Below are 22,223 nucleotides of genomic sequence, written 5' to 3'. Positions count from 1 at the left end.
TTATAATTGTTCATCCAAGGTGTTCCACCAGAATTTTTTAAGGAGTACGGCACAAACGGCAAAAATGCCCAAACAAATCCATAGGGAAGTGTATTCCCTTAACACTAGATATAGGGGTATGATTACCAAAAGGGTCTGTGCAGCGGTACCAATAAAAATGTTGAACATATCTCTTTTTAGGCTTTTGTTTTCCTTGAAATTGGGGTCTTCGGCCACGACCTTGTCCCGAATAGGTTTCCAAAAACCCCAGGGGCGCGTTCTTTTATAAAAGTCCATCAATTTTCGCTCATCGGTCGGGCCTGCAGTGTAGGTTCCCAAAATGCATCCAACCGTGGTTATGAGTAGTAAAAGGGGGAAGAGATAGAGCTCCAAAGTTTCCTGGAAGACCAACGGAAACAATATGGCGGGAATCAATCCGGAGAGCATCCCCCAGAAATAGCCTTCCCCATTAAAGCGCCACCAATGCCATTTCAAGATGTTCGATACGATGTACCCTCCCCATAAGGCAGACACAATCCATTGCGTAATCGAATTGACATCCTCAACAAAGAATCCTAGGACAATGCTTACGATAACGACGACAATACCGCTCGTATAGTTCATGAGGTTCACCTGTTTTGGTGCGGCATCTTTCTTGTATCTCAGATAAATATCGTTTACCAAATAAGCCTGTGCTGCATTCAAAGTGCCTGCAAAGGTCGACATGAAGGCCGCCAAAAGCCCGGCGAGAAGAAGTCCCATGAGCCCCACGGGTACAAATTGACTAATGGCGGAAGGAAGAATCTGTTCAAAATCAATCTGTCCGGCCCTTTGAAGATCTAACTGCTCGTAGAATAAAAGTCCCAAAACGGCAAACCCACCGATCATTAGATATCTTGCGGGCATTAGGGCCAAGGATACGAAACCACTCATCTTGGCAGCTTCTTTGGGGGATTTGGTTGAAAGTATTTTTTGCATGTCATAATTGGGTGCCGGCCCCGCAATACTGGAAAGAATGCCTTTAAAAACACAGAGCATAAAGAAAATTCCGAAAAGGGAGAAGCCATCCGATGCAATTTTATCGTTGACCTCGGTAATAATACCGGTCCAGTCGATATCGAGATTCCAGCCAAAGAAGGGGTCCATCCAGCCTTCGGGAAGTGTTAGGCTATTTTCCCCCATTGCCGACCAAGCGATGAAAGCAATGGCTATGGCCGATACCGTCATGATGGTAAACTGTAAGAGATCGGTCCATACAATCCCCGACATTCCCCCTAAAACAGAGTAAAAAACGGCAAAACAGGTGAAAACAGTGCCGTACAAATGAGGAACATATTCTGGAGCGACCTCGAAGGGAATATAGACACCTACGATTTCCCAAGGCAGGAATATCTCTACGAACTTTCCTAAACCGATAAACCCGTAAGCCAGAAAACCGAGACAGCTCACAATGGCAAAGACGACCACGACCGTATGCGACCATTTGCCCCCCTTACCTTCCCCAAAACGGAAGAAGATCCATTCCGCACCGGTAGTTACGTTGCTTCGTCGCAACCATGCGGAAAGGTATACCATTAAAAAAACCTGGTTGAAAACCGGCCAAAGCCACGGAATCCAAATACTCTTTAACCCATATACGAAAGTGATGGTCACCAACCACATGGTTCCCGAGATATCGAACATACCGGAGGCATTGGAGAGTCCAAGCATATACCAAGGGAGTGATTTGCCTCCAAGAAGATAATCGTCCTTGCTTCGCTGTGCTCTCTTCCGGAGTACTAGGCCAATGACTACTGTAGATATCAAATAGGCCAAAATGATGGCAATGTCTACGGCTTGAAGCATACGATTTTGTCTGGTTTGGTTTTAGAAGATTTAGAATTTTTCAATTATACAAGGGACGAATTTAGAAATTAATAAGTTTAGCAGGGCAATAGTACTAAAATATTGTTCAAATCTAAAAAATTTGTTAATATTGCGATGACTATATTTTGTCAAAACGGATGCAAAAAAAAGCAAAAGGAACCTGCCATAGATGGATATACTAAAAAAAATACATCGGGAAATCACCCCATTGTCGAGTGAAGACTGTTTTTTGGTTTTTGACCGAACCAAGGACTTTTTTGATTTTCCAATTCACTTTCATCCCGAGATGGAGTTGAATTTCATCGTAAACGGAGAAGGGGTTCAGCGTATCGTGGGCGATAGTATCGAAGAAATCACCAACGTGGAACTAGTATTGGTGGGGCCTAGTCTTTATCACGGATGGGAGCAGCATAAATGTACGAACAAGGGCATCAGGGAAGTAACCATTCAGTTCCATGAAGATCTATTCGACGATGCATTTCTGAGAAGAAGTATCATGAAGCCCTTAAGGGATCTCTTCAACCGATCCGTTCATGGTATTCTTTTTTCAGAGGAAGCGGCCCTACAGATGCAACCAAGGCTATTTAAAATTTCCAAATTGGATGGTATCGATTATTTTATGGAATTGCTATCCATACTCTTTGACTTGGCCAATTCACGGAATCAACGGCTGCTTTCTACCTCCACCATCCATCTGGAAAACTTCGAGAACAGCGAAAAGATAAAAGTGCTTTATGAATATGTACAGGAGAACTATGCTTCGAAAATTACGTTAGGTGAAGTATCTAACTTATTGAATATGAGTAATGTGTCATTCAATCGATTCATCAAAAAGAGAACGGGAAAGACGTTTGTGGAGTATTTAAACGATGTGCGAATCGGGTATGCCTCACGCTGGCTTATAGAAAAAGATTTGAGCATTTCCGAGATTGCATTTATGTGCGGATTCAATAGTATCGCCAATTTCAACCGGGTGTTCAAAAAAAGCAAAGGGCGAACCCCCACCCGCTATCGGGAAGATTTTTCGGGCATCAAAAGGGTATTGTAGACCGATACCATGAGACGTACAGCGACCCTTTTTGATCTACAGACATTTTTAGGACCTTCCGAACAGTTTCATCTATCAAAAAACCTCCTGTCGAAAGATACGCCGCTCGAATACCACTATCACGATTATTTTGAAGTCTTTTGGGTGGCCAACGGTACGGGAACACATCTTTTAAACGGCAAACAGTATACATTGAAAGAAGGTACCTTGGTATTTATGAGACCCCATGATTGCCACACCTTTGACTTTGAATCACCCAAAGAGCAATTGATACTGTACAACCTCGCTTTTTATCCGAGGGATGTGGCACTGTTCAAAAAACGCTATTTTAACGGCGAGGAGGTCTTTTTCTGGTCAATGGCGGAAAACCTTCCCCCATTGTGGTTGACTCCCGATCAGCTGCGATCCCTTTCCCATCGTGCCGATGTCGTATTGGAAGCGTCGAGAAGTCTTTTTTATTTGGACCAACTCTTGATGAATGTGTTTAAATTGCTGCATTTCTCCAAAGTTTCCGACCAGGGAGTCCCCCATTGGTTGGCATACGCGCTGCAACAGTTTAAGTCGGGTTATCCGGAAGGGCTGTACAAAGGTGGCGTGGAGGCATTCCTGCATTTGTGCAAACGTTCCAGGGCTCATGTGAATCGGAGCCTTCGAAAGTACTACGGACAGAATGTTACCCAGTGTGTCAATCACCTCCGTCTGCTGGAAGCAAAAGAGCGATTGGCCACTACGAACAAGGGAATTAAGAGAATTGCCTACGAACTGGGCTACAAGGATGTCAATTATTTTCATAAGCTTTTCAAAGCGGAGTTTGGGTTTAGTCCAAACGAGTTTCGAAAGAAGAATACCATTGCATTCTAAACCGCATCCATATAGACCTATAAATGTGCCATATACACCAGTTTTTTCATTTTTAGTAGCGGATATTAAGACGAACTTTGTGGTGAATTAATTTCTAAAACGATATCATGGCGCGTATTCAAAACAAAAATGGCTTGTCGACCGTCGAAAAAAAATTTTATGTGGACAACGGTTATCTCTTGACCGGACGCCCCTTGTTCAATCCAAAAGATTTTGACCGATTGTATGGGATTTTTGAAGAGCATTTGGAAAATAAGGGGGAGTTGGGGGCCGATCAGCTCGATGTGCCCCATTTTAAAGACAATCGCCTGTTCGATTTTTTAATGGCCGATGAGGTGCTCGACGTAGTTGAGGGCTTGATAGGACCGAACATCGGATTATGGAGTAGTCATTTCATTTGCAAGGAGCCCAAGGTGGGCAAACGCACCCCATGGCATGAAGACAGCGCTTACTGGAAAGGCCGTTTCGATAGTTTTGATAAGGTAACGACCGTCTGGCTGGCCATCGATCCCTCGTTTAAGGAAAACGGCTGTATGGGCGTGATACCTGGTACCCATAAAAACGGATTCTCGGAATATGCAGCCATCGACGGAAACGCCGCAACCTTCGATACCGAAATAAAGACCGAGGTCAAGGAGGAAGAGGTGGTGTGGTTCGAACTGGAGCAAGGCAATTATTCCCTACACGATTCCCGTATCATCCATGGTGCCAATGCCAATACCAGTGAGTATCGAAGAACCGGCTACACCATGCGCTATTTTAGCACCGATTTGGTCTTGAATAGGGAACACCCGGGCAACAAGACCCATAAAATCTATCACTGCCGTGGTGGTAACGCAGGAAACAACCCCTTATTATATCATTAAGACGGAAGCCGGGAAAACTAACCGGAAATGAACTGCGATCGCATCAAATAGTTGGTCGATTCAGGAGAATAGCCGTTCCCTTTTATCAATTTTGGAGTCATCGAACTCAATCCCGAACCCTGGTCGGTCCGCAAGGGTGATTCTTCCATTGATGGGAACTAGCGAATCCCGTTCGAACATATAATAGTGATCCATTTTGTTCAACAAGTATTCCCCCATCGGGCAAACATCGGGCGATTGGCTTGCCACTACATGCAGGGCTGCATGCAGGTTGTGTCCGTGTGGTACCACCCGTACGTTGAAAGCCGAGGCCAACGAGCAGATTTTTAAAAGTTCAGAGATACCACCGCCCCATTCCGGGTCTACCTGTACAAACGAAAGTGCATCTGCCCGTAGATAGTCCGCAACCTCCCATCGATTGTATAGATGCTCGCCTGCTGCGATGGGAATACTGGTTTTTTTTCGGAGGTCGGCGAAGCTCTTCGATTCAGCTGGTTGAAAGGCTTCCTCGAGCCAAAAGGGTTCGTAAACCTCCGCCCTGCGTGCCCAGGATAATGCATAATCCGGATTCCATCCCATATACGCATCAAACATAAAATCCGATTCGTTGCCCAAGGTTTCACGGAGGGTTTTTGCCAGAAGTACATTGTACTCCAGACCCTTTCTTCCATGCACCGGCCCGAAGGAAAAGAACCACTTTTGATGGGTGAATCCTTGTCCGTCCAGTTTTTTACAACGCTCCGCTACCAACTCCGGATCGACCGAAAAGCCCAAGCAACTGCCGTAGACGGGCACCTGTTTTCTAGCTGCTCCGCCGATGAGCTGATAGACGGGTGTTTTCAAGAATTTGCCACGTAAGTCCCACAGGGCGTTGTCCACTGCACTCAAGCCCATCATGTAATGACCCGAGCGGGAATGACGGTTCGATCGATACAATCGATCCCAGATAAACTCGATGTCCAAAGCGTATTGGCCGATGAGCTGCCGCTTTAGCTGATGGTGTACTACTAGGGCCGCTTCCCAATCGATGGGGCCGTAAACGCCCGTCATGGAGGTATTGGTTTTGACCACCAGATACAGGGCTGAATAGGGAATCTTGTCACCGCGTGGTTCTTTTGCCTTCGTTAAGGGCACTGCATCGCTTGCACCATAAATTTGGGAGGGATTCGAATTGATCCATCCTATAAAACCTTCCGAGGGGGGTCGTGAACCATCAAACTTCCAGATTTCCAAGTCCTTGATTTTCAAGGGTTCCTTTAATAATTCAGTGGCAAAAGCACTGTGGGTAACCACACCGGTTGCGGCGGAAGCAAAGGCAAGTCGATTGAGGAAGTGTCTTCTATGCATGATAACGATAAGTGATTGTAGGGAACATTTTGGCTTTGATGTCCGGCAAACGCCCCTTCGATGAGGAATAAATTACATATTTAATTATTATTTTAGGATACATTCTTATCAAAAAGTGACAAGAAGCCCTCAGCGCGATGGTGGAATCGCTTAAAAAATGTATCTTATCCTCATTAACCGATCAAACAAAAAATATGCAAATAAAAGAATCATCGGAGGTGTACGATGTAATAATTGTAGGCTCGGGGGCCGGTGGCGGTATGGCTACGAAACAATTGGCAGATGCAGGCCTGAATGTTGCAGTAGTCGAAGCCGGACCGTTTTTCGATCCCGCAGACCCGAAGACCATGACCCAATTGAAATGGCCCTATGAATCTCCCAGAAGGGGAGCGAACACAACCCGTGCCTTTGGCGAATGGGACATGGCCTATGGTGGATGGGAGATAGAAGGCGAGCCCTACACCCATGAAGAGGGTACAAAATTCGATTGGTTCCGTTCCCACATGCTAGGGGGACGCACCAACCACTGGGGGCGGATCTCGCTCCGTTTTGGCCCAAAGGATTTTAAGGGAAAAACCCGTGATGGGTATGGTGAGGACTGGCCCATTGGTTATGATGATGTAAAACCCTATTATGATAAAGTGGACAAGTTGATCGGGGTATTCGGGACCAATGAGGGGCTTGAAAACGACCCGGACGGATTCTTCCTGCCACCCCCCAAACCGAGATTACACGAGTTATTCTACATCGAAGGAGCTAAAAAGACAGGTATTCCGGTGATACCCAGTCGCATGTCGATGCTGACCAAAAAAATCAACAACGATAGGGGTGTTTGCTTCTACTGCGGACAATGTGGACGTTCCTGTTCGGTATATGCCGATTTCTCCGCGGGAAGTTGCCTCATTTTCCCGGCGCAAAAAAACGGGGGACGGGTCAAGATTTTCGTGAATTCCGTAGTGAGGGAGGTAACCACGAACGAGGAGGGAAAGGCTACAGGGGTTTCCTATATAAGTAAGGAAGACCGAAAGGAATACAAGCTGAAAGGAAAAGTAGTGGTGCTGGCGGCATCGGCCTGCAGCTCGGCCCGTATTTTATTGAATTCAAAAAGTAAACAACATCCGAACGGTCTAGGTAATAGTAGCGATGTGGTAGGGAAATATCTTCATGACTCTACCGGCAGCAGTCGTGCCGGTTTTATTCCTGGCTTAATGAATCGGGATGTCTCCTACAATGAGGATGGTGTTGGTGGCATGCACGTGTATTCACCTTGGTGGGGCGATAACTCCAAACTGGATTTTCCCAGGGGTTATCATATTGAGGTGTGGGGCGGCATGGGAATGCCGAATTACGGTTTTGGCTTCAGTCCGAACGAATTCAATAAATTCTTTAATCTTCCAGTGGGAGGGTATGGCGACAGTCTACGGGACGATGTTAAAAAATACTATGGTTCCGTCATTGGTTTCGGGGGCAGGGGAGAAGGTATCGCGAGGAAGGAAAATTACTGCGAGATCGATCCTACTACCGTTGATCAATTCGGTATCCCTGTTTTGAAGTTTAACTACAAGTGGTCCGACCTCGAGAAAAAACAAGCCAAGCATATGCAGGAAACCTTTGAGGAACTGATTCACAACATGGGTGGCACACCCTTGGGTGATACGCCGACCAAGGAGCAGGATTATGGTCTGTTGGCCCCTGGGCGAATCATCCACGAAGTAGGTACCACACGAATGGGCGACGACCCAAAAACCTCTGTCACCAACAAATTCCAGCAGTTACACGACGCGGATAATGTATTCATCGTTGATGCCGGTCCGTTTGTCTCCCAAGCGGATAAAAATTGTACATGGACTATTTTGGCTTTGTCATGGAGGGCATCGGATTATATCATCGAACAACTAAAACAGCAAAACATTTAGGAGATGGACAGAAGAAAGAGTATACAAACGATTATCCTAGGTGCCGGCGCTTCCGCTTTGGCTTTCCATGGTTGTAAGACCGAGGGCGAGAAAATAACACAAGACATTCCCGCGGCGGAGGATACAAAGTATTTTGGCAGAACCCCGGAAGAACTGGAGCTTATCGAAAAGCTCGACGCCGAACAATTGTTCAACGAACACGAGATGGAAACCATCGCCGTATTGAGCACGGTCATACTTCCACCCAAGGAACCCCATGGAGGCCCAATTGAGGCGGATGTCCCTGCATTTATAGAATTTATGGGCAAGGATATTCCCGAAATGCAAACTACCCTTCTAGGCGGACTCATGTGGCTCGACCATAAGAGCAACACGGAATATGGCGTGGAGTTCAAAAATGCCACTTTGGAACAACAAAAAGCAATTTTGGACCCAATCGCATTTCACGACCCGGAGATTCCCTTGGAAGAACAGCCTCTTGAAATTCAGTTTTTCTTTTTGATGCGAGGGCTCACCGTAACTGGCTATTACACCTCTAAGGTCGGCATTGGGGATTTGGGATATAAAGGCAATATGCCCAATGTTTGGGACGGGGTACCCGAAGACGTACTGGCCAAACACGGAATGTCCTACGACCCGGAATGGGTGGCCAAATGCGTCGATCAGAGCCAACGTGCAGTCATTGCCGAATGGGACGAGAAGGGCAACCTTTTGACCTGAGAACGGTTTGTAGAAGATAATTTTGAAATAACAGAAGATGAAAAAAATGTTACTGATAGTTGTATCGGCACTCTGTGTCGTTTCAACCGATGCGCAAGAAGTGGGGCTTCAGCTCTACAGCTTAAGAAACCAATTTAAGGAAGATGTCCCCGGCACTTTGAAAATCATCAAGGATTGGGGGATCACCAAAATCGAAGGGGGTGGCACTTACGGTCTTCCAATCGAGGATTTTAAAAAAATGCTGGCCGATAATCAACTGGATGTGGTGAGTGTCGGGGCAGGTTTTGAGGATTTGGAGAACAATCCACAAAAGGTAATCGATAACGCCAAGGCTTTTGGGGCAAAATACGTCATGTGTGCTTGGGTGCCTCACGATGACAATACATGGGATTTGGAAGAGACCCGACATGCCACCGAAGTTTTCAATAAAGCAGGAAAGCAACTAAAACAAAACGGACTCATACTTGCGTATCATCCACACGGCTATGAATTTCGTCCTTGGCAAGATGGGACCCTTTTTGACTACATGGCACAAAATGCAGAGGACTTTACTTTCGAGCTCGATGTGTACTGGGCGCATCACGGAGGAGCAGACCCATTGGCCTTGATGAAAAAGTATCCCTCCAAGTTTACCCTGATGCATTTGAAGGATATGGAACACGGTGTAGAAGGGAACGATACGGGCCATGAGGATGTAGAGACCAATGTGGTGCTAGGTCAGGGCCAGGTCGATATTGCCGGGACCGTTGCCGAGGCCAAAAAATTGGGAATCGAGTATCTATTTATTGAGGATGAATCTTCACGGGTTGTAGAGCAAGTGCCGCAGAGCCTCGACTATCTAAATAGTCTAAACGAACCACAAATAGGGATTCAACTGTATAGCCTGCGAAACGAGTTCCCAAAAGACGTTCCCGGTACCTTCGCCAAGATTAACGAGTGGGGTATTCGCTACTTGGAAGATGGCAACGACGGTACTTATGGGTATCCCATGGAAGAGTATAAGGCGCTGATGGCTAAGAATAACCTGACCATGGTCAGCGTCAGTGCACCTTTCGAAGAGCTGCAGGATTCCCCGGAGACAGTGCTTGCCAGGGCAAAAAATTACAATGCTAAATACGTAGTTTGTTTTTGGATTCCCCACAACGGTACCGACTTTACCTTGGCCGACACCGAAAAAGCCATAGAGGTATTCAACAAATCAGGAGAATTTCTGGCAAATGAAGGGGTTCGTTTGGTATATCATCCCCATGGCTACGAATTTAGACCATACGAAGGGGCTACTTTGATGGATTATATGGTAAAAAAATCAGATAATTTCGATTTTGAGATGGACGTGTATTGGTTCGCATTGCCGGGCGAAGATCCGGTGGTGTGGTTGAAACGCTATCCGAACGAGTTCAAATTAATGCATTTAAAAGACTGCGAAAAAGGGGTCGGAATTAGCCATACCGGGGAATCCGATGTCGAGAACAATGTTGTATTGGGCACCGGACAGGTCGATATTGCAAGCGTTGTGGAAGAAGCGAAGAAATTAGGGTTGGAGTATTTGTTCATTGAGGATGAATCTTCCCGCGTAGTGGACCAGGTTCCGAAAAGCCTTGATTACTTAAAGAGTTTGGAATAACGTCCCAATCGGTTTTCGTTGCGTTCAAGCGTTGTTCCTTCACCAAGGGACGGCGCTTTCGATTTTAGGAATAAATCACTAGTTTTTAACAAATAACGAATTAACAATGAAAAATAGCATTCTTTTTTGGGTAGGTATGACGCTCTTGTTAGTGGGTTGTACCGAAAAAAAAACCGGAACGGAATCAACTGAAAAAGAAATGTTGCCAAATATTGTTTGGTTGGTGGCCGAGGACCAATCTCCCGAATGGTTCCCGATGTACGGCGACTCGACCATCTCACTTCCAAATCTGGAGGCCTTGGCCAAGGATGGGACAGTGTTCGAGAATGCATACTCCCCGGTGCCTGTTTGTGCCCCGGCGAGAAGTGCCATCATTACCGGGATGTATCCAACCACACTGGGAACCCATAATATGAGAACACACGCCTCTTGGAGAGGAAAGAACAATGAACCGACTATCGGAATACCAAGCTACTCTCCCGTTGTGCCCGAAGGTGTGAAAATGTTTACGGAATACCTCAGGCAAAAAGGTTACTACTGTGCCAACGGGCCCAAGGAAGATTACAACTTTGAAAAGACCGATGCCGCGTGGGACGAAAGTAGTGATAAACGTCACTGGCGCAAACGTGCCGCGGGACAACCGTTTTTTACCGTCTTTAATTTTTCGGTCTGCCATGAATCCCAAATTTGGAAAAGGGGCAAGGACTCCTTGTTCGTTGACCCAGCCGAGGTTTCGGTACCCCCGTATTTTCCGGATAATGATACCATACGTCATGATTTGGCGGTTAATTACAGTAATCTGAAAAGGTTGGACGATCAAATCGGGGAGGTGTTGAGGCAATTAAAGGAAGATGGCCTCTATGAGAACAGTATTATCTTCTTCTATGGAGATCATGGTGGACCTTTTCCACGCCATAAAAGGGCACTGTATGAAACAGGAACCAAGGTACCCATGGTTATTAAATTCCGAGGGAATACAGATGCAGGAAGCAGGGACGATCGTTTGCTTAGTTTTATCGATTTAGCTCCAACGGTATTGTCGCTGGCTGGAATCGAACCTCCAAAAGTAATGCAAGGGGTGGCCCAGTTCGGCATATATGAGGTCAACCAAAAACCTGCATACACTTTCCATTCATCCGATCGTTTCGATGAGGTCTACGACCGCTTGCGTGCCGTACGAGGCCCCCGGTATAAGTATATCAAAAGTTTTGACACGAGTTTACCCCACGCCCTTCCGGTATCCTACCGGGAGCAGATGCCCATGATGCGGAATTTAAGAAAGCTGCATGCAGAAAAGGGTTTGACAAAGGAACAAGCCGCCTGGTTGAATACCCCAAAAGCGGAAGAGGAGTTGTACGACTTGGAAAATGACCCCTACGAACTAAACAATTTGGTCCATCATTCGGAACTGCAAGACACCCTAGTTCGGTACCGTACAATCTTATCCGACTGGATAACGGAAACGAATGACCTGGGCCGTATTCCTGAAAAGGAACTAATAGCCAAATGGCTTCCTACCGGAGAACAACCACAACTGCCATCGCTTGAAATGGAAGAGAAAGAGAATGGTATCGTCCTATTTTCCCAACGGTCGGATGCCACCATTGTTTGGAAACGGCCTCAAGACTCCATTTGGAACATCTATGGCGGCGCATTACCGAAGGATGTGCCTTTCCATGCCAAAGCGGAACGTATCGGATATGTCGATAGCGATACGCTTTCCTATTCCGACCAATAATTAAGTAAGCTATCAGCGAAGTCATAATCTGATGGTATACTACCCATAAAAATTCTACTAATAAATTAGTATATCTACTAAGTATTTAGTAGTATTGTATATTAATATTGATTTTTCATGCAAAAACTGACTAAAAGGGAAGATCAAATAATGCAGCTTATTTGGCAATCCGACGGAATGTTCATTCGCGACATTGTTGAACGGCTACCCCATCCCAAACCTCATTATAATACGGTTGCCACCATCGTAAAGATTTTGGTCAAAAAAGGTTTTTTGACTTCTGAAAAGTTAGGAAATGTCGATAGGTACAATGCTGTCGTGAGTATGGAAGCATACCGAAAAGAGGATATCAGCAATATCAAGAAGAAGTATTTTGATAACTCCTTTTCAAAAATGATGGCCCATTTCGCCAAACAGGAACAATTAACCGATGAGGAAATACAAGAATTGATTGCTATTATAAAATCTAAAAAAGTATAGATTATGGTATCCTTGCTGATCAAAGCCTCCCTCGTCATCATTATCCTATGGGTGTTCTACAAACTCCTATTGGAAAAGGAGAGTTTTTTCAAGGCGAACCGTATGTATCTAGTTGCGGGATTGTTTTGCGCTTTTCTATTGCCGTTCATTGCCCTTCCCGAATTGATTTCGAACCAGGGTATCATCGGCAATGTGTTGGAGGACGTGGGAGTAGATGCAACGAATACCTTAAAGGATACGGATATCTTGGGTTCTTTGGAAAGTACTGATGTTGCTGGAAATGAGAGCATGGATGCTTCAAGCACGCGTATTGAGCGGATAGCTTCCGGAACTAAGGGACCATTCTTTTGGATCTCCTTGATTTATGTGTTTGGGGTGTCGGTACTGTCCTTACGACTCATAGGTCAGTTTCTAACTTTGTTTCGGAGAATTCGAAAGGAGGCCGACCAAGTGGTTGATGGTAATGCCATCATTATCAACGGTGAAGGCCCTAGTGGTCCCTGTTCCTTTTTTAACTATATCTTCATCGACCCCGGTAAATATAGCCTTGACACCTACGAACAAGTATTGCAACACGAAAAAGTACACGTGCAAAAAAGACATTCTTTAGATCTGCTACTAGCTGAATTGGTGATTATTTTCTTATGGTTCAACCCGTTTGCCTGGTTTTACAGAAAGGAGATTGAAAAAAATATCGAGTATCAAACCGATGACTACCTGCTAAAAGCCAAAACTGTAGAGTCCGAAAAATATCAGATAAACCTATTGGAAATTGCCACTCAACAAAAACCATTAACCATAGTTTCTAGTTATAATCATTCATTAATCAAAAAACGAATCGTCATGATGAACACAAAAAAATCAAATCGAAACAATTATTTCAAGTATGCTTTTATCGCACCGGTACTCTTTGCTACCGTTTTGTTTATGAATCAACCTTTTTTGCTGGGTGCGCAAGAAAGCCAAACTTCCTATACCGATGATGCCGAATACAATTGGGATGGGGAGGAGTATCAAAATAATCACTCCGAAAACCAAACTCCGTTGATGCGAGCAGCGGCGGATGGAGCACTCGGAACGGTTAAAATCCTAATTGCCAATGGGGTAGATGTCAATGAAATGCTATATGGGGAAGGTACTGCCCTATATAGGGCCCTACAGCACTCCAATTCAGAAATTGCGGGTTTGTTGTTGGAAAGTGGTGCCGACCCCAATTTGGGCTCCACGTCGGATGGTTATCCGATAATGGCGGCCATAGCCAGCGGAGACGAAGAAATGGTGCGTTTGCTGATAAAGCGGGGTGCAGATGTCAATAGATCGTTCCCTGGGGATGGGAATGCCATGATACAGGCCGCTAGATATGGCTTTTTGGGCATCATGAAAATTTTGGTGGAAGCTGGTGCGGATGTAAACAAGGGCGTAAAAGGAGATGGGAATCCCCTAATTATGGCAGCAAAAGGCGGTCAACTTCATATTGTAAAATACCTGATAGGCTTGGGTGCGGATATCAATGCCGAAGTCATTGATGATGAAACCCCGTTGATCAATGCGAGTGAACAGGGGCATCTATCCGTAGTCAAGTACCTAGTCGAGAATGGGGCCGATATCAACCAATCCTCGACCGATACCTCTGGGCGTTACCGCTCACCACTTAAAATGGCCAAGAAAAAAAAGCATACCGAAATAACCAAATACCTGAAATCAAAGGGTGCCAAGGAATAATTGGTTGGCCTGCTTACTGTATTACCAAAAACGCTCTTTTCAATTATGGGAAGAGCGTTTTTCTCCTAATGCATGGTCTTGTTGTTTGTATGTATAAAATGAAGGAAATAATTGCAGCGATTACGTATCTTGTTCGGCACAAATTCGTTTTATGGGACCAACCAACTTGTTCGTAGTACTTCTGTCCATTTTTTTTGTAGGTGTCCAAAATTTGACGTACGCCCAAAACGGGGATTCCGCTAACGGTAATAAGGAATTAGTAGCGCTATTTAAGAAATGGCGCAGTTTCGAAAATCCACCTACATTGGAAGGAGTACCCGACTATACCCGGGCGACCTTTGAAAAACGCTGGACGGAGTTCAAAACGCTCCGATCTAATTTGGCCGCCATCGATACCGTAGGATGGTCAGTAGCCCAAAAAGTGGATTGGATGTTGGTATGGGCCGAAATGAACGGCTATGATTTTAATCACCGCATCCTTAAACCTTGGGAGCGGGATCCGGCGTATTATAAAACGGTTTGGATGAATCGCAGTGATGTCCCCGCCCACGAAGGACCCACGCATCACGCAACATTGGAGGTATGGACGTACGATTTTCCTTTGGAAGCGGGTGAACAAAAACGTTTTCTCCAAGAAATAAGCATAATCCCTACTTTGAATGCCCAAGCCCAATATAACCTCACGGGAAACGCCCGAGACTTATGGATTGCCGGCATACGCGATATCAAAACCCAAAGTAATCATTTAAAGGGATTGCTAGACTTGCCCGGAGTAAACGAGAACAAGGAGCTCGTGAATGCGATCAACGAGGCGATTGAATCCACCGATAATCTGGCCGCCTGGTTGGAAGCAAAAGCGGATTCAAAGACAGGCCCTTCCGGCATCGGTAAGGAAAACTACTCCTGGTATTTACAAAATGTACATTTGGTACCCTTGACCTGGGAAGATGAGGTGACCATTTTAAAAACCGAGTTGGCAAACGCTTGGTCGGGACTCAAGCTGGAAGAACATCGTAATCGTAATTTACCGGATCTGGTCGCTGCAGATTCCCCGGAAACCTATCAAAAATTAGCGGAAAATGCCGCGGAAAGTTTAATGTCATTTTTAAGGGAGCAAGAGATTGTGACTGTTAAGGACTATTTTGAACCTGCACTAAAGGAGCATCTAGGGCATTTTGTTCCCGAAGAAAAACGGAACTTTTTCTGGATAACCGCCCACTACGACCCACGGCCGCTCTTTTCCCATTTTTACCACTGGTTCGAACTGGCTCGAATGGATAATGAGCCACATGCCAGTAAGATTCGGCGCGACCCCTTGCTATACAACATTTTCGATTCCCGAAACGAAGGTACGGCCACTGCGGTAGAAGAACTATTTATGCAAGCTGGGCTATATGACGACAGTCCTCGATCCAGGGAAATCGTTTACATCATGATGGCCCAAAGGGCTGCAAGGGGCTTGGGGTCATTGTATGCCCATGCCAATGAAATGACGATGGAGGAGGCGGGGGGCATTCATTCCGGGTACACCCCAAGGGGATGGATGAAAACCGAAAAAGACCTCCTCATTTTTGAACAACACCTCTATCTGAGACAGCCGGGCTATGGCACCAGTTATATTACCGGAAAGTACTTGTTGAAAGAAGCTATGGCCGAATTTGCTCGAAAACGGGAGGCAGAGAACGTCCCGTTCAAGGTGAAGGATTTCTTTGATTCGTTAAATGCTATCGGAAACATCCCCATCTCTTTGGGGCATTGGCAAATGACAGGTAAGGATGGACATCTTGCACCCATCAAACAGTAGGTATTTTGCAAAGGATACTTTTTAAATATCCTTTAAAAAAAGCACTTCGACAAAGGCAGCATAGGTTATGAAGTCTTTACAAATCGGATGTTCCGGATAGGGAGCGTAATGGTGTCCGGGACTATCGTTTCTCCATACGACGGCATAGGAGATGCCGCTGTTGACCAGCAATGGATGTAATACTTTTGTAAACCAATTTTTTTTGCCGATTTTCTCCAATCCCGTTTCGGTCAGGGCAAAGGGTTTGTCTTTTTCCTCGGCTATTTTTTTCAACAGCCGCAAATCTTTTTTCAAATGCCTTTTGAACAAGGTGTTATTGATATGTTGATAGACATCGATTCCGAGAACATCCACATAGGCATCGCCGGGATAATACTTCAGATAATCTTTTTTATGCATTAAAAGGTTCGGCGAATAGCAATAGAGTAGATTGTGAACATCAAATTCGTTGGTCAATAGATGAAAAGTTTGACGCCAGAGCGCTGTATATTCCTGGGTACTGCAATGCCCCTTTCCCCACCAGAACCAACTGCCGTTCATTTCGTGGTAGGGCCGAAAGACAATAGGGATTCGTTTTCCGTTTTTGTCCTTGAGGCTTTTAAGGAAACGGGCAAGATGTGTCATCCATATACGATACTGCCCGTAAAGGGTACCGCCCCTCAGCAAGGTATGCACCGCCCTCGTAGTGTCCCAGGCATTTTTGTTGGAGACCGGATTGTCCGGATGCCAGCTAAGGGTAACAATACCTCCTTTTCGATACGCTTTTCGAATCAGTTTTTTCATAATTCCGAAGTTGACCGAATCAATACTTTCAGGGAGCCCCCGTTCCAGATTTCCCAGTTCAAAACCGAATACCGCCGGATGCTCTCCGCATACAAGTTGCACATCGCTCTTCCACTGTTTGCCGTCATTTTTCCAACCAATACCATAGGTTAAGGCGTCCTGGTGTCCGAAGGCATAGCCCACTTTTGGAAGGTCCCTAAGTTTTTGCAACTGCCGTCGGGTGGGTTTGGTGATCTTTCTGTCTTTAGGAGAAGCCACCTTACTTTATTTTTCGGAATTGTAGTAGGCGTACATCGATGGCCTCCTCCCCGGAAAATGCAAGTGCTTTTAGGGACAATGGGCCTTTTCCTTTTCGTAACCGTATGGTTCCCATGCGGAACGGCTTGAAATCCTTCACATACGATTCCATTCGAGGTACGCGATCGTTTTCCATACCGGTAAGTGGTGGGTCGTGTGCCTGGCGCAATCGGGTAGCCAACTTACTTTCTCCATGGCTCAGTAGGAGTCCGACCCCGGCATTTTCCGGTTTGCAGGTGTAGTACAACAGCACTTCGAATTCCCCATCTGCCAGGACTTCCACGTCCCAGGTTATGGAATCCTTTTCACTCTTCCAATTCGTGAAGAATGTATTGTTTGGGTACTTGTTACTTCGTTTGATATGGCCATGCGGAATGCCGTCCCGGGCGGGTAGCTGGGTATAGTGGGCTTCGGGATGGCCCAGGGTAAAGGGGCGTTGGTCGGTTTCCCAAGTCAGGGGACTGGTCTCCTTAAGCCAATTCGCTTTGGCCTGCATCAGGGAATCGGTCAACTGCGGGTAGTCTTTGGAAATATCATGGATCTGACCGGGGTCATTGATGATGTCGTATAAACGGTTTTCGTTGTCGAGTCGATATCGTTGGGAACGTATACTGGTATGCCCGTTCCAGTGATTGTAAATGAACCGATCGTTCCAAGTGGGGTTTGCCTCTCTCATCAAAGGAGATAGGTCTCTTCCATCCATTGCTGGTTGCGAAGATGTTTCTGCACCTATCAGGTTCATCAGCGTGGGTACTAAATCGATGCTACCAGCAATCTCTGGGATTTTTTTTCCTGCCGGCAAGACCGTTTTCCATTGGACAAAAAACGGACTCCGTACCCCGCCATCATCCGTGCTACCTTTTTTGCCGCGCATACCTCCGTTGTAGCGCCATCCGTTCGGACCATTGTCCGATAGGTAGATGACAATGGTATTTTCTTCCAATCCCAGTTCCTTGAGTTTGGCCGATACGCGACCCACATTGTAATCAATGTTTTCGACCATGGCGAGGGCCGCTCGGGTAAAATTAAGGTCTTCGATTTCATCACCGTGATAGCGTTGTTCCAACTCTTTGTTTTTAAAACGGTCCCAATAGGTGTCGGGTACTTGCATGGGGCTATGGGGCGTATTATAGGGAAGGAAGAGAAAAAAAGATTCGTCTTGATGTGCTTCCATGAACGCGAGGCCTTTATTGGTAAGGTCATCCGTTAGAAAGCCATCGCCTTTCACCAGTTTTCCATTTTGCTCAAGCAGCGGACTAAAGTAGTTGCCCCAATGTCCTGAGGCAAAACCGTAGTAGGTGTCAAAACCCTGGGAATTTGGGTGATAAGGCGGTTGCATTCCGTTATGCCACTTTCCGAAAGCACCGGTTTTATAACCATTTTCCCGAAGGATTTCGGCAATGGTCCGTTCTTCGGGATTCATACGTTCCCCACCTTCAGAGACCCAGTGTACACCTGTTCTTGTATAATATCTTCCTGTCAACAGTTCGGCGCGGGTAGGGGAACATACAGGTTGTACAAAAAAATGTTCAAAAGACACCCCGTTAAATGCCAGCGAATCGATATTTGGGGTTCGTAGGTTGGTATTGCCATGATAACTTAAATCTCCCCAGCCTTGGTCATCGGCCAATATCAAGACGATATTTGGTTTTCGTGGGATGGTATCATCGGCTTCTTCTTTCCTTTTTTCAGCGCAAGCCAGCAATAGTAGCACAATGACCAATACAATGTAGGCGGTTGGTTTTTTCATAGGTCTTTACTTAAGGAGTAGGGAGTGTCTTCCGGCTGTGTACCTCGTTCCGTGTTGGATTCGGTCCCCATTGTGAATTGTAGATTCCCTCCCTCCCAAAGCGTTTCATGGGTGATGAAATTTTTGGTATACTCAGTGCCGTTCAAGAGGGCGTTTTGGATATACACATTCTCGGGACGATTATTTTTATTCCGGATGGTAAAGGTATTCCCGTTTTCTAGGTGTAGGGTGATTTTATCGAAAAGCGGTGATCCAAATACGTACTGATTGGTAGCCGAACTCACCGGATACATCCCTATGGCGGAAAATACATACCATGCCGAGGTCTGACCGTTATCCTCATCACCGCAAAGGCCGTCAGGAGTAGGCAGATAAAGCTTCTCCGTAACCTCCCGAACACGTTTTTGTGCTTTCCAGGGCTGTCCCGAATAGTTATATAAGTAAATACCGTGCTGAATAGGTTGGTTGCCGTGCGCATATTGCCCCATACCGGCGATGAGCATCTCGGTAATCTCATGGATTTGGAATCCGTAATAGCTATAATCAAAATCCGGGGCTGTGGTAAAAACGGCATCCAATTTCTCATTAAAGGCTTTATTACCGCCCATGAGGTGAATGAGTCCCTCGATATCCTGAAAGACCGACCAGGTATAGTGCCAAGCGTTCCCCTCAGTGAAGGCGTCCCCCCATTTAACGGGGTTAAAGGGTGATTGAAAAGTGCCATCCTTGTTCTTGCCCCTCATGAAGTTGGTACTGGAATCAAACAGTTTTTTATAATTGTCGGCGCGTTCCCGAAACAACTCGATTTCCTTTTTAGGGCGGTCGAGCGACTTTGCCAGTTGATAGATACAAAAATCGTCAAAGGAATATTCCAGGGAGCGGGCAGCATTTTCTTTGATATCGACATCATAAGGCACATAGCCTAATTTATTATAATAATCGACCCCAAGTCGGCCTACGGATGCCAACGGCCCTTCGTTCTCCGAGTTTTTAAGGATGGCCTCATAAAGGGTGTCAATATCATACCCACGGATTCCTTTCAAATAGGAATCGGCAATGATGGCGGCGGAATTGGATCCGATCATAGCCGAACGGTGTCCGGGGCTGGCCCACTCGGGAAGCCAACCACTTTCCTTATATGTATTAACCAGCCCTTGCATCATTTGGGCGTTCATATCGGGATACACCAGGGTAAAAAGTGGAAAGATGGCTCTGAAAGTGTCCCAGAAGCCATTATCGGTGAAGAGTACCCCGGCCTCGACCTTTCCATTAAACGGACTGTAATGTATGGTATCTCGTTCGGCATCGATTTCATAAAACTTCCGTGGAAATAATAGGCAGCGGTAAAGGGCCGTATAAAAGTTTTGGCGTTCTTTTAAGGAACCGCCTTCCACTTGAATTCTTCCCATCCACTGGTTCCAAGTATCGGCCCCTTGCTGTTTTATCGTTTCAAAATCGGAGTCCCCTATTTCATTTCCCAGGTTTAATTTAGCCTGCCCCAGGCTTATAAAGGAAGAAGCAGTCTTTAATTCGACTACTTCACCCTTTTGGGTTTGGAAACGAACGACGGCCAAGATATGTTCACCCGTAGCTTCATTTGGGTTATCTTTTAATAGCTCGTGGGTGTCGTATAACTCAACACTTTCAATCGGTTTATCCAGTTCAATCACGAAATAATTTTTGAAATTCTGTGGAACGCCCCCATGATTGTACTGACTATAGCCGGTAATGGTGTTACCTTCCACTTTTAGATGCGAACCCATACCAAAGGCATCGATGACCAAATGGGCATCATCGGTTTCGGGATAGGTAAAACGGAAGCGGGCGGCCCGCTCGGTCGGGGTCACTTCGGCCCAAACATCGTAATCGGCCGCATAGACCTTATAATAATGGGGTTTGGATACTTCGATTTTATGACTAAAAAACGATTTTCGCCCTTCCTCGGTGGTTTCACTTTTGCCGGTTCGGGGCATGATGGAAAAAGTGCCATAATCGTTGAGCCACGGGGAGGCCTGATGGGTTTGTTTGATAGCGTTGAAGGTATTCGAGTCGTAGGCATACGTCCACCCATCTTTGTTCTCGGCAGTTTGGGGGGTCCAAAAATTCATGCCCCATGGCCGCGCTATGGCGGGGTAGGTGTTTCCATTGGAAAGGTCGAAAGACGAATCGGATCCCACCAAGGGATTTACATAGGAGACTACATTCTGAGCGTTTGATGCGCAGATGATACAGCAAAGCACGAAGAGTTGAATAAGGGATGGGAATAGCTTCATTGGCGTATTGTATTATGATTGGAATCGTTATTCTTTTATTGCCAGCCCTACCATTGAATCGGCGGTTCCATAATAGAGGAACCACTTGTCCTTAAAGTAGACCAAACCTTCTATAAAGGTTGTACCGGCTTTATATTGTCCACTAATTTCGTGGGGAAGACTAGGGCAAATAAAAGGGCTTTCCAGTCGACCGATGAACTCAGCTGGATTTTCTTTGTCGAACAATACCTGACCTCCACAATAGGTGCCCTCGGGATATTGGCTGCTAGCGCCCTCACCTTGCAAATTCTTTCCGTTATAGAGCAAAAGAATACCTTGTTCGGTGTACAGTGCAGGGGGTCCGGGTTCTGTCAAATGGCTGTCAAAGTCACCCGATGTAGGTTCAAAAACATGGAGTAGTTCCCCGTTTTCATCGAGCGTTGGTTCCCAGTGGATGCCATCCTTGGATTGTGCTAGATTTACGAAGAGTTCTCCCCAGTACATGAGGTATTTTCCATTGATTTTTTTTGCCTTTAGCCGACCGTCGACCAATTCGGTAACGATCGATCCCGATTTGCTCCAAATGTCCATAAACTTTCCATCGTACGTTTTCCGGAACACCGGGCCGTGCTTGGTCCAGTTTTTCAGGTCTTGGGAGGTAGCGGAAGATAAACGGGCGACGTCTTGGTTCCAGCTTGTGTACAACATGAGATAGCTGCCGTCGGGCATTTCCACAACACGGGGATCTTCTACCCCGCCGGGGTAGTCCCACTGGCGGAATTCATCCTCGGCAGGAAAGAAGACCGGCTCGGGGTATTTTGTAAAATGGATGCCGTCGGCACTATAGGCCAAACCGATTCTGGATGTTCTTCTACCTAGAATTGCAGCTGGATTGTCCTCTGCCCGAAATAAAAGAAATACGGTATCGTTTCGAACAATGGCCCCGGGATTAAAGACGTCGGCTTTTTGCCATGCTACCTGCTTTTTGGTAATGGGGTCGAGGAAAACATAGCTGGAATCGGCAATCATGATCGGATTCAGTTTGGTTTTCTCAAATCCCAATAGCCATTTTTCCTGAGGTGTTTCCTTTTTGTCGATAGCCAGGGTTTTCGCTTCCTTGCAAGAGCATATTCCCATCAGCAGAAATAGTAGGGGCAATCTTTTTAGCAT

The 22,223-nt window shown here is 45.9% G+C and carries 16 protein-coding genes; 10 read left to right on the top strand and 6 right to left on the bottom strand.

Features of this window, described 5'->3' with window-relative positions; genetic code table 11:
• Complete coding sequence (locus tag FK220_RS09400) at nt 1–1,824, bottom strand: sodium:solute symporter family protein (RefSeq protein WP_152574054.1); 1,824 nt, start codon at nt 1,822–1,824, stop codon at nt 1–3.
• Between the two features lie 190 nt (nt 1,825–2,014).
• On the opposite strand from FK220_RS09400, the gene FK220_RS09395 reads away from it, so the two are divergent.
• The 3 genes from FK220_RS09395 (at nt 2,015) to FK220_RS09385 (ending at nt 4,620) form a co-directional block, all read left to right on the top strand.
• Entirely contained in the window at nt 2,015–2,893 is an 879-nt protein-coding gene (locus FK220_RS09395) for a helix-turn-helix domain-containing protein (protein ID WP_152574053.1), read from the top strand.
• A 9-nt stretch (nt 2,894–2,902) separates the two neighbouring features.
• Nucleotides 2,903–3,754: a helix-turn-helix domain-containing protein gene (locus FK220_RS09390; RefSeq protein WP_152574052.1), complete on the top strand. Its 852-nt coding sequence runs from the start codon at nt 2,903–2,905 to the stop codon at nt 3,752–3,754.
• 107 nt (nt 3,755–3,861) lie between these two features.
• Entirely contained in the window at nt 3,862–4,620 is a 759-nt protein-coding gene (locus tag FK220_RS09385; protein WP_152574051.1) for a phytanoyl-CoA dioxygenase family protein, read from the top strand.
• A 60-nt stretch (nt 4,621–4,680) separates the two neighbouring features.
• Here the strand turns inward: FK220_RS09385 and FK220_RS09380 are convergent, their stop codons facing one another.
• Nucleotides 4,681–5,967 (bottom strand): enolase C-terminal domain-like protein, encoded by a 1,287-nt coding sequence (locus FK220_RS09380; RefSeq protein ID WP_152574050.1) that lies wholly within the window; start codon nt 5,965–5,967, stop codon nt 4,681–4,683.
• 194 nt (nt 5,968–6,161) lie between these two features.
• Here FK220_RS09380 and FK220_RS09375 point away from each other — a divergent pair, with 194 nt between their 5' ends.
• The 7 genes from FK220_RS09375 (at nt 6,162) to FK220_RS09345 (ending at nt 15,971) form a co-directional block, all read left to right on the top strand.
• Nucleotides 6,162–7,883, top strand: coding sequence for a GMC family oxidoreductase (locus FK220_RS09375; protein WP_152574049.1), 1,722 nt, complete (start codon nt 6,162–6,164; stop codon nt 7,881–7,883).
• A gap of 3 nt (nt 7,884–7,886) precedes the next feature.
• Nucleotides 7,887–8,603 carry a gluconate 2-dehydrogenase subunit 3 family protein gene (locus FK220_RS09370; protein ID WP_152574048.1) on the top strand — a complete coding sequence of 239 codons (717 nt, stop codon included), beginning with the start codon at nt 7,887–7,889 and terminating at the stop codon, nt 8,601–8,603.
• Nucleotides 8,604–8,640: 37 nt separating this feature from the next.
• On the top strand, nt 8,641–10,227 hold the full coding sequence (locus FK220_RS20040) for a sugar phosphate isomerase/epimerase family protein (protein WP_238718962.1): 1,587 nt from the start codon (nt 8,641–8,643) through the stop codon (nt 10,225–10,227).
• A 106-nt stretch (nt 10,228–10,333) separates the two neighbouring features.
• Nucleotides 10,334–11,965: a sulfatase family protein gene (locus FK220_RS09360; protein ID WP_152574047.1), complete on the top strand. Its 1,632-nt coding sequence runs from the start codon at nt 10,334–10,336 to the stop codon at nt 11,963–11,965.
• Between the two features lie 117 nt (nt 11,966–12,082).
• Nucleotides 12,083–12,445, top strand: a complete 363-nt coding sequence (locus FK220_RS09355; protein WP_152574046.1) for a BlaI/MecI/CopY family transcriptional regulator — start codon at nt 12,083–12,085, stop codon at nt 12,443–12,445.
• Nucleotides 12,446–12,448: 3 nt separating this feature from the next.
• Complete coding sequence (locus tag FK220_RS09350; protein WP_152574045.1) at nt 12,449–14,167, top strand: ankyrin repeat domain-containing protein; 1,719 nt, start codon at nt 12,449–12,451, stop codon at nt 14,165–14,167.
• 151 nt (nt 14,168–14,318) lie between these two features.
• Entirely contained in the window at nt 14,319–15,971 is a 1,653-nt protein-coding gene (locus FK220_RS09345) for a hypothetical protein (protein WP_152574044.1), read from the top strand.
• 21 nt (nt 15,972–15,992) lie between these two features.
• On the opposite strand, the gene FK220_RS09340 is transcribed toward FK220_RS09345, so the two are convergent.
• The 4 genes from FK220_RS09340 to FK220_RS09325 are packed head-to-tail and all read right to left on the bottom strand — an operon-like array spanning nt 15,993 to nt 22,223.
• Nucleotides 15,993–17,012 (bottom strand): glycoside hydrolase family 26 protein, encoded by a 1,020-nt coding sequence (locus tag FK220_RS09340; protein WP_152574043.1) that lies wholly within the window; start codon nt 17,010–17,012, stop codon nt 15,993–15,995.
• A 1-nt stretch (nt 17,013) separates the two neighbouring features.
• Nucleotides 17,014–18,801 carry an arylsulfatase gene (locus FK220_RS09335; RefSeq protein WP_152574042.1) on the bottom strand — a complete coding sequence of 596 codons (1,788 nt, stop codon included), beginning with the start codon at nt 18,799–18,801 and terminating at the stop codon, nt 17,014–17,016.
• The gene (locus tag FK220_RS09330) at nt 18,798–21,074 is read right to left on the bottom strand and encodes a GH92 family glycosyl hydrolase (RefSeq protein ID WP_152574041.1); all 2,277 of its coding nucleotides are present in this window, start codon (nt 21,072–21,074) and stop codon (nt 18,798–18,800) included. The genes FK220_RS09335 and FK220_RS09330 overlap by 4 nt, the downstream gene beginning before the upstream one ends.
• A 27-nt stretch (nt 21,075–21,101) precedes the next feature.
• Nucleotides 21,102–22,223, bottom strand: a complete 1,122-nt coding sequence (locus tag FK220_RS09325) for a glycoside hydrolase family 130 protein (protein ID WP_152574040.1) — start codon at nt 22,221–22,223, stop codon at nt 21,102–21,104.

Source organism: Pelagihabitans pacificus, assembly GCF_009371985.2.
Classification (GTDB): Bacteria; Bacteroidota; Bacteroidia; order Flavobacteriales; family Flavobacteriaceae; genus Pelagihabitans; species Pelagihabitans pacificus.
This window is presented reverse-complemented; position numbering and strand designations above follow the sequence as displayed.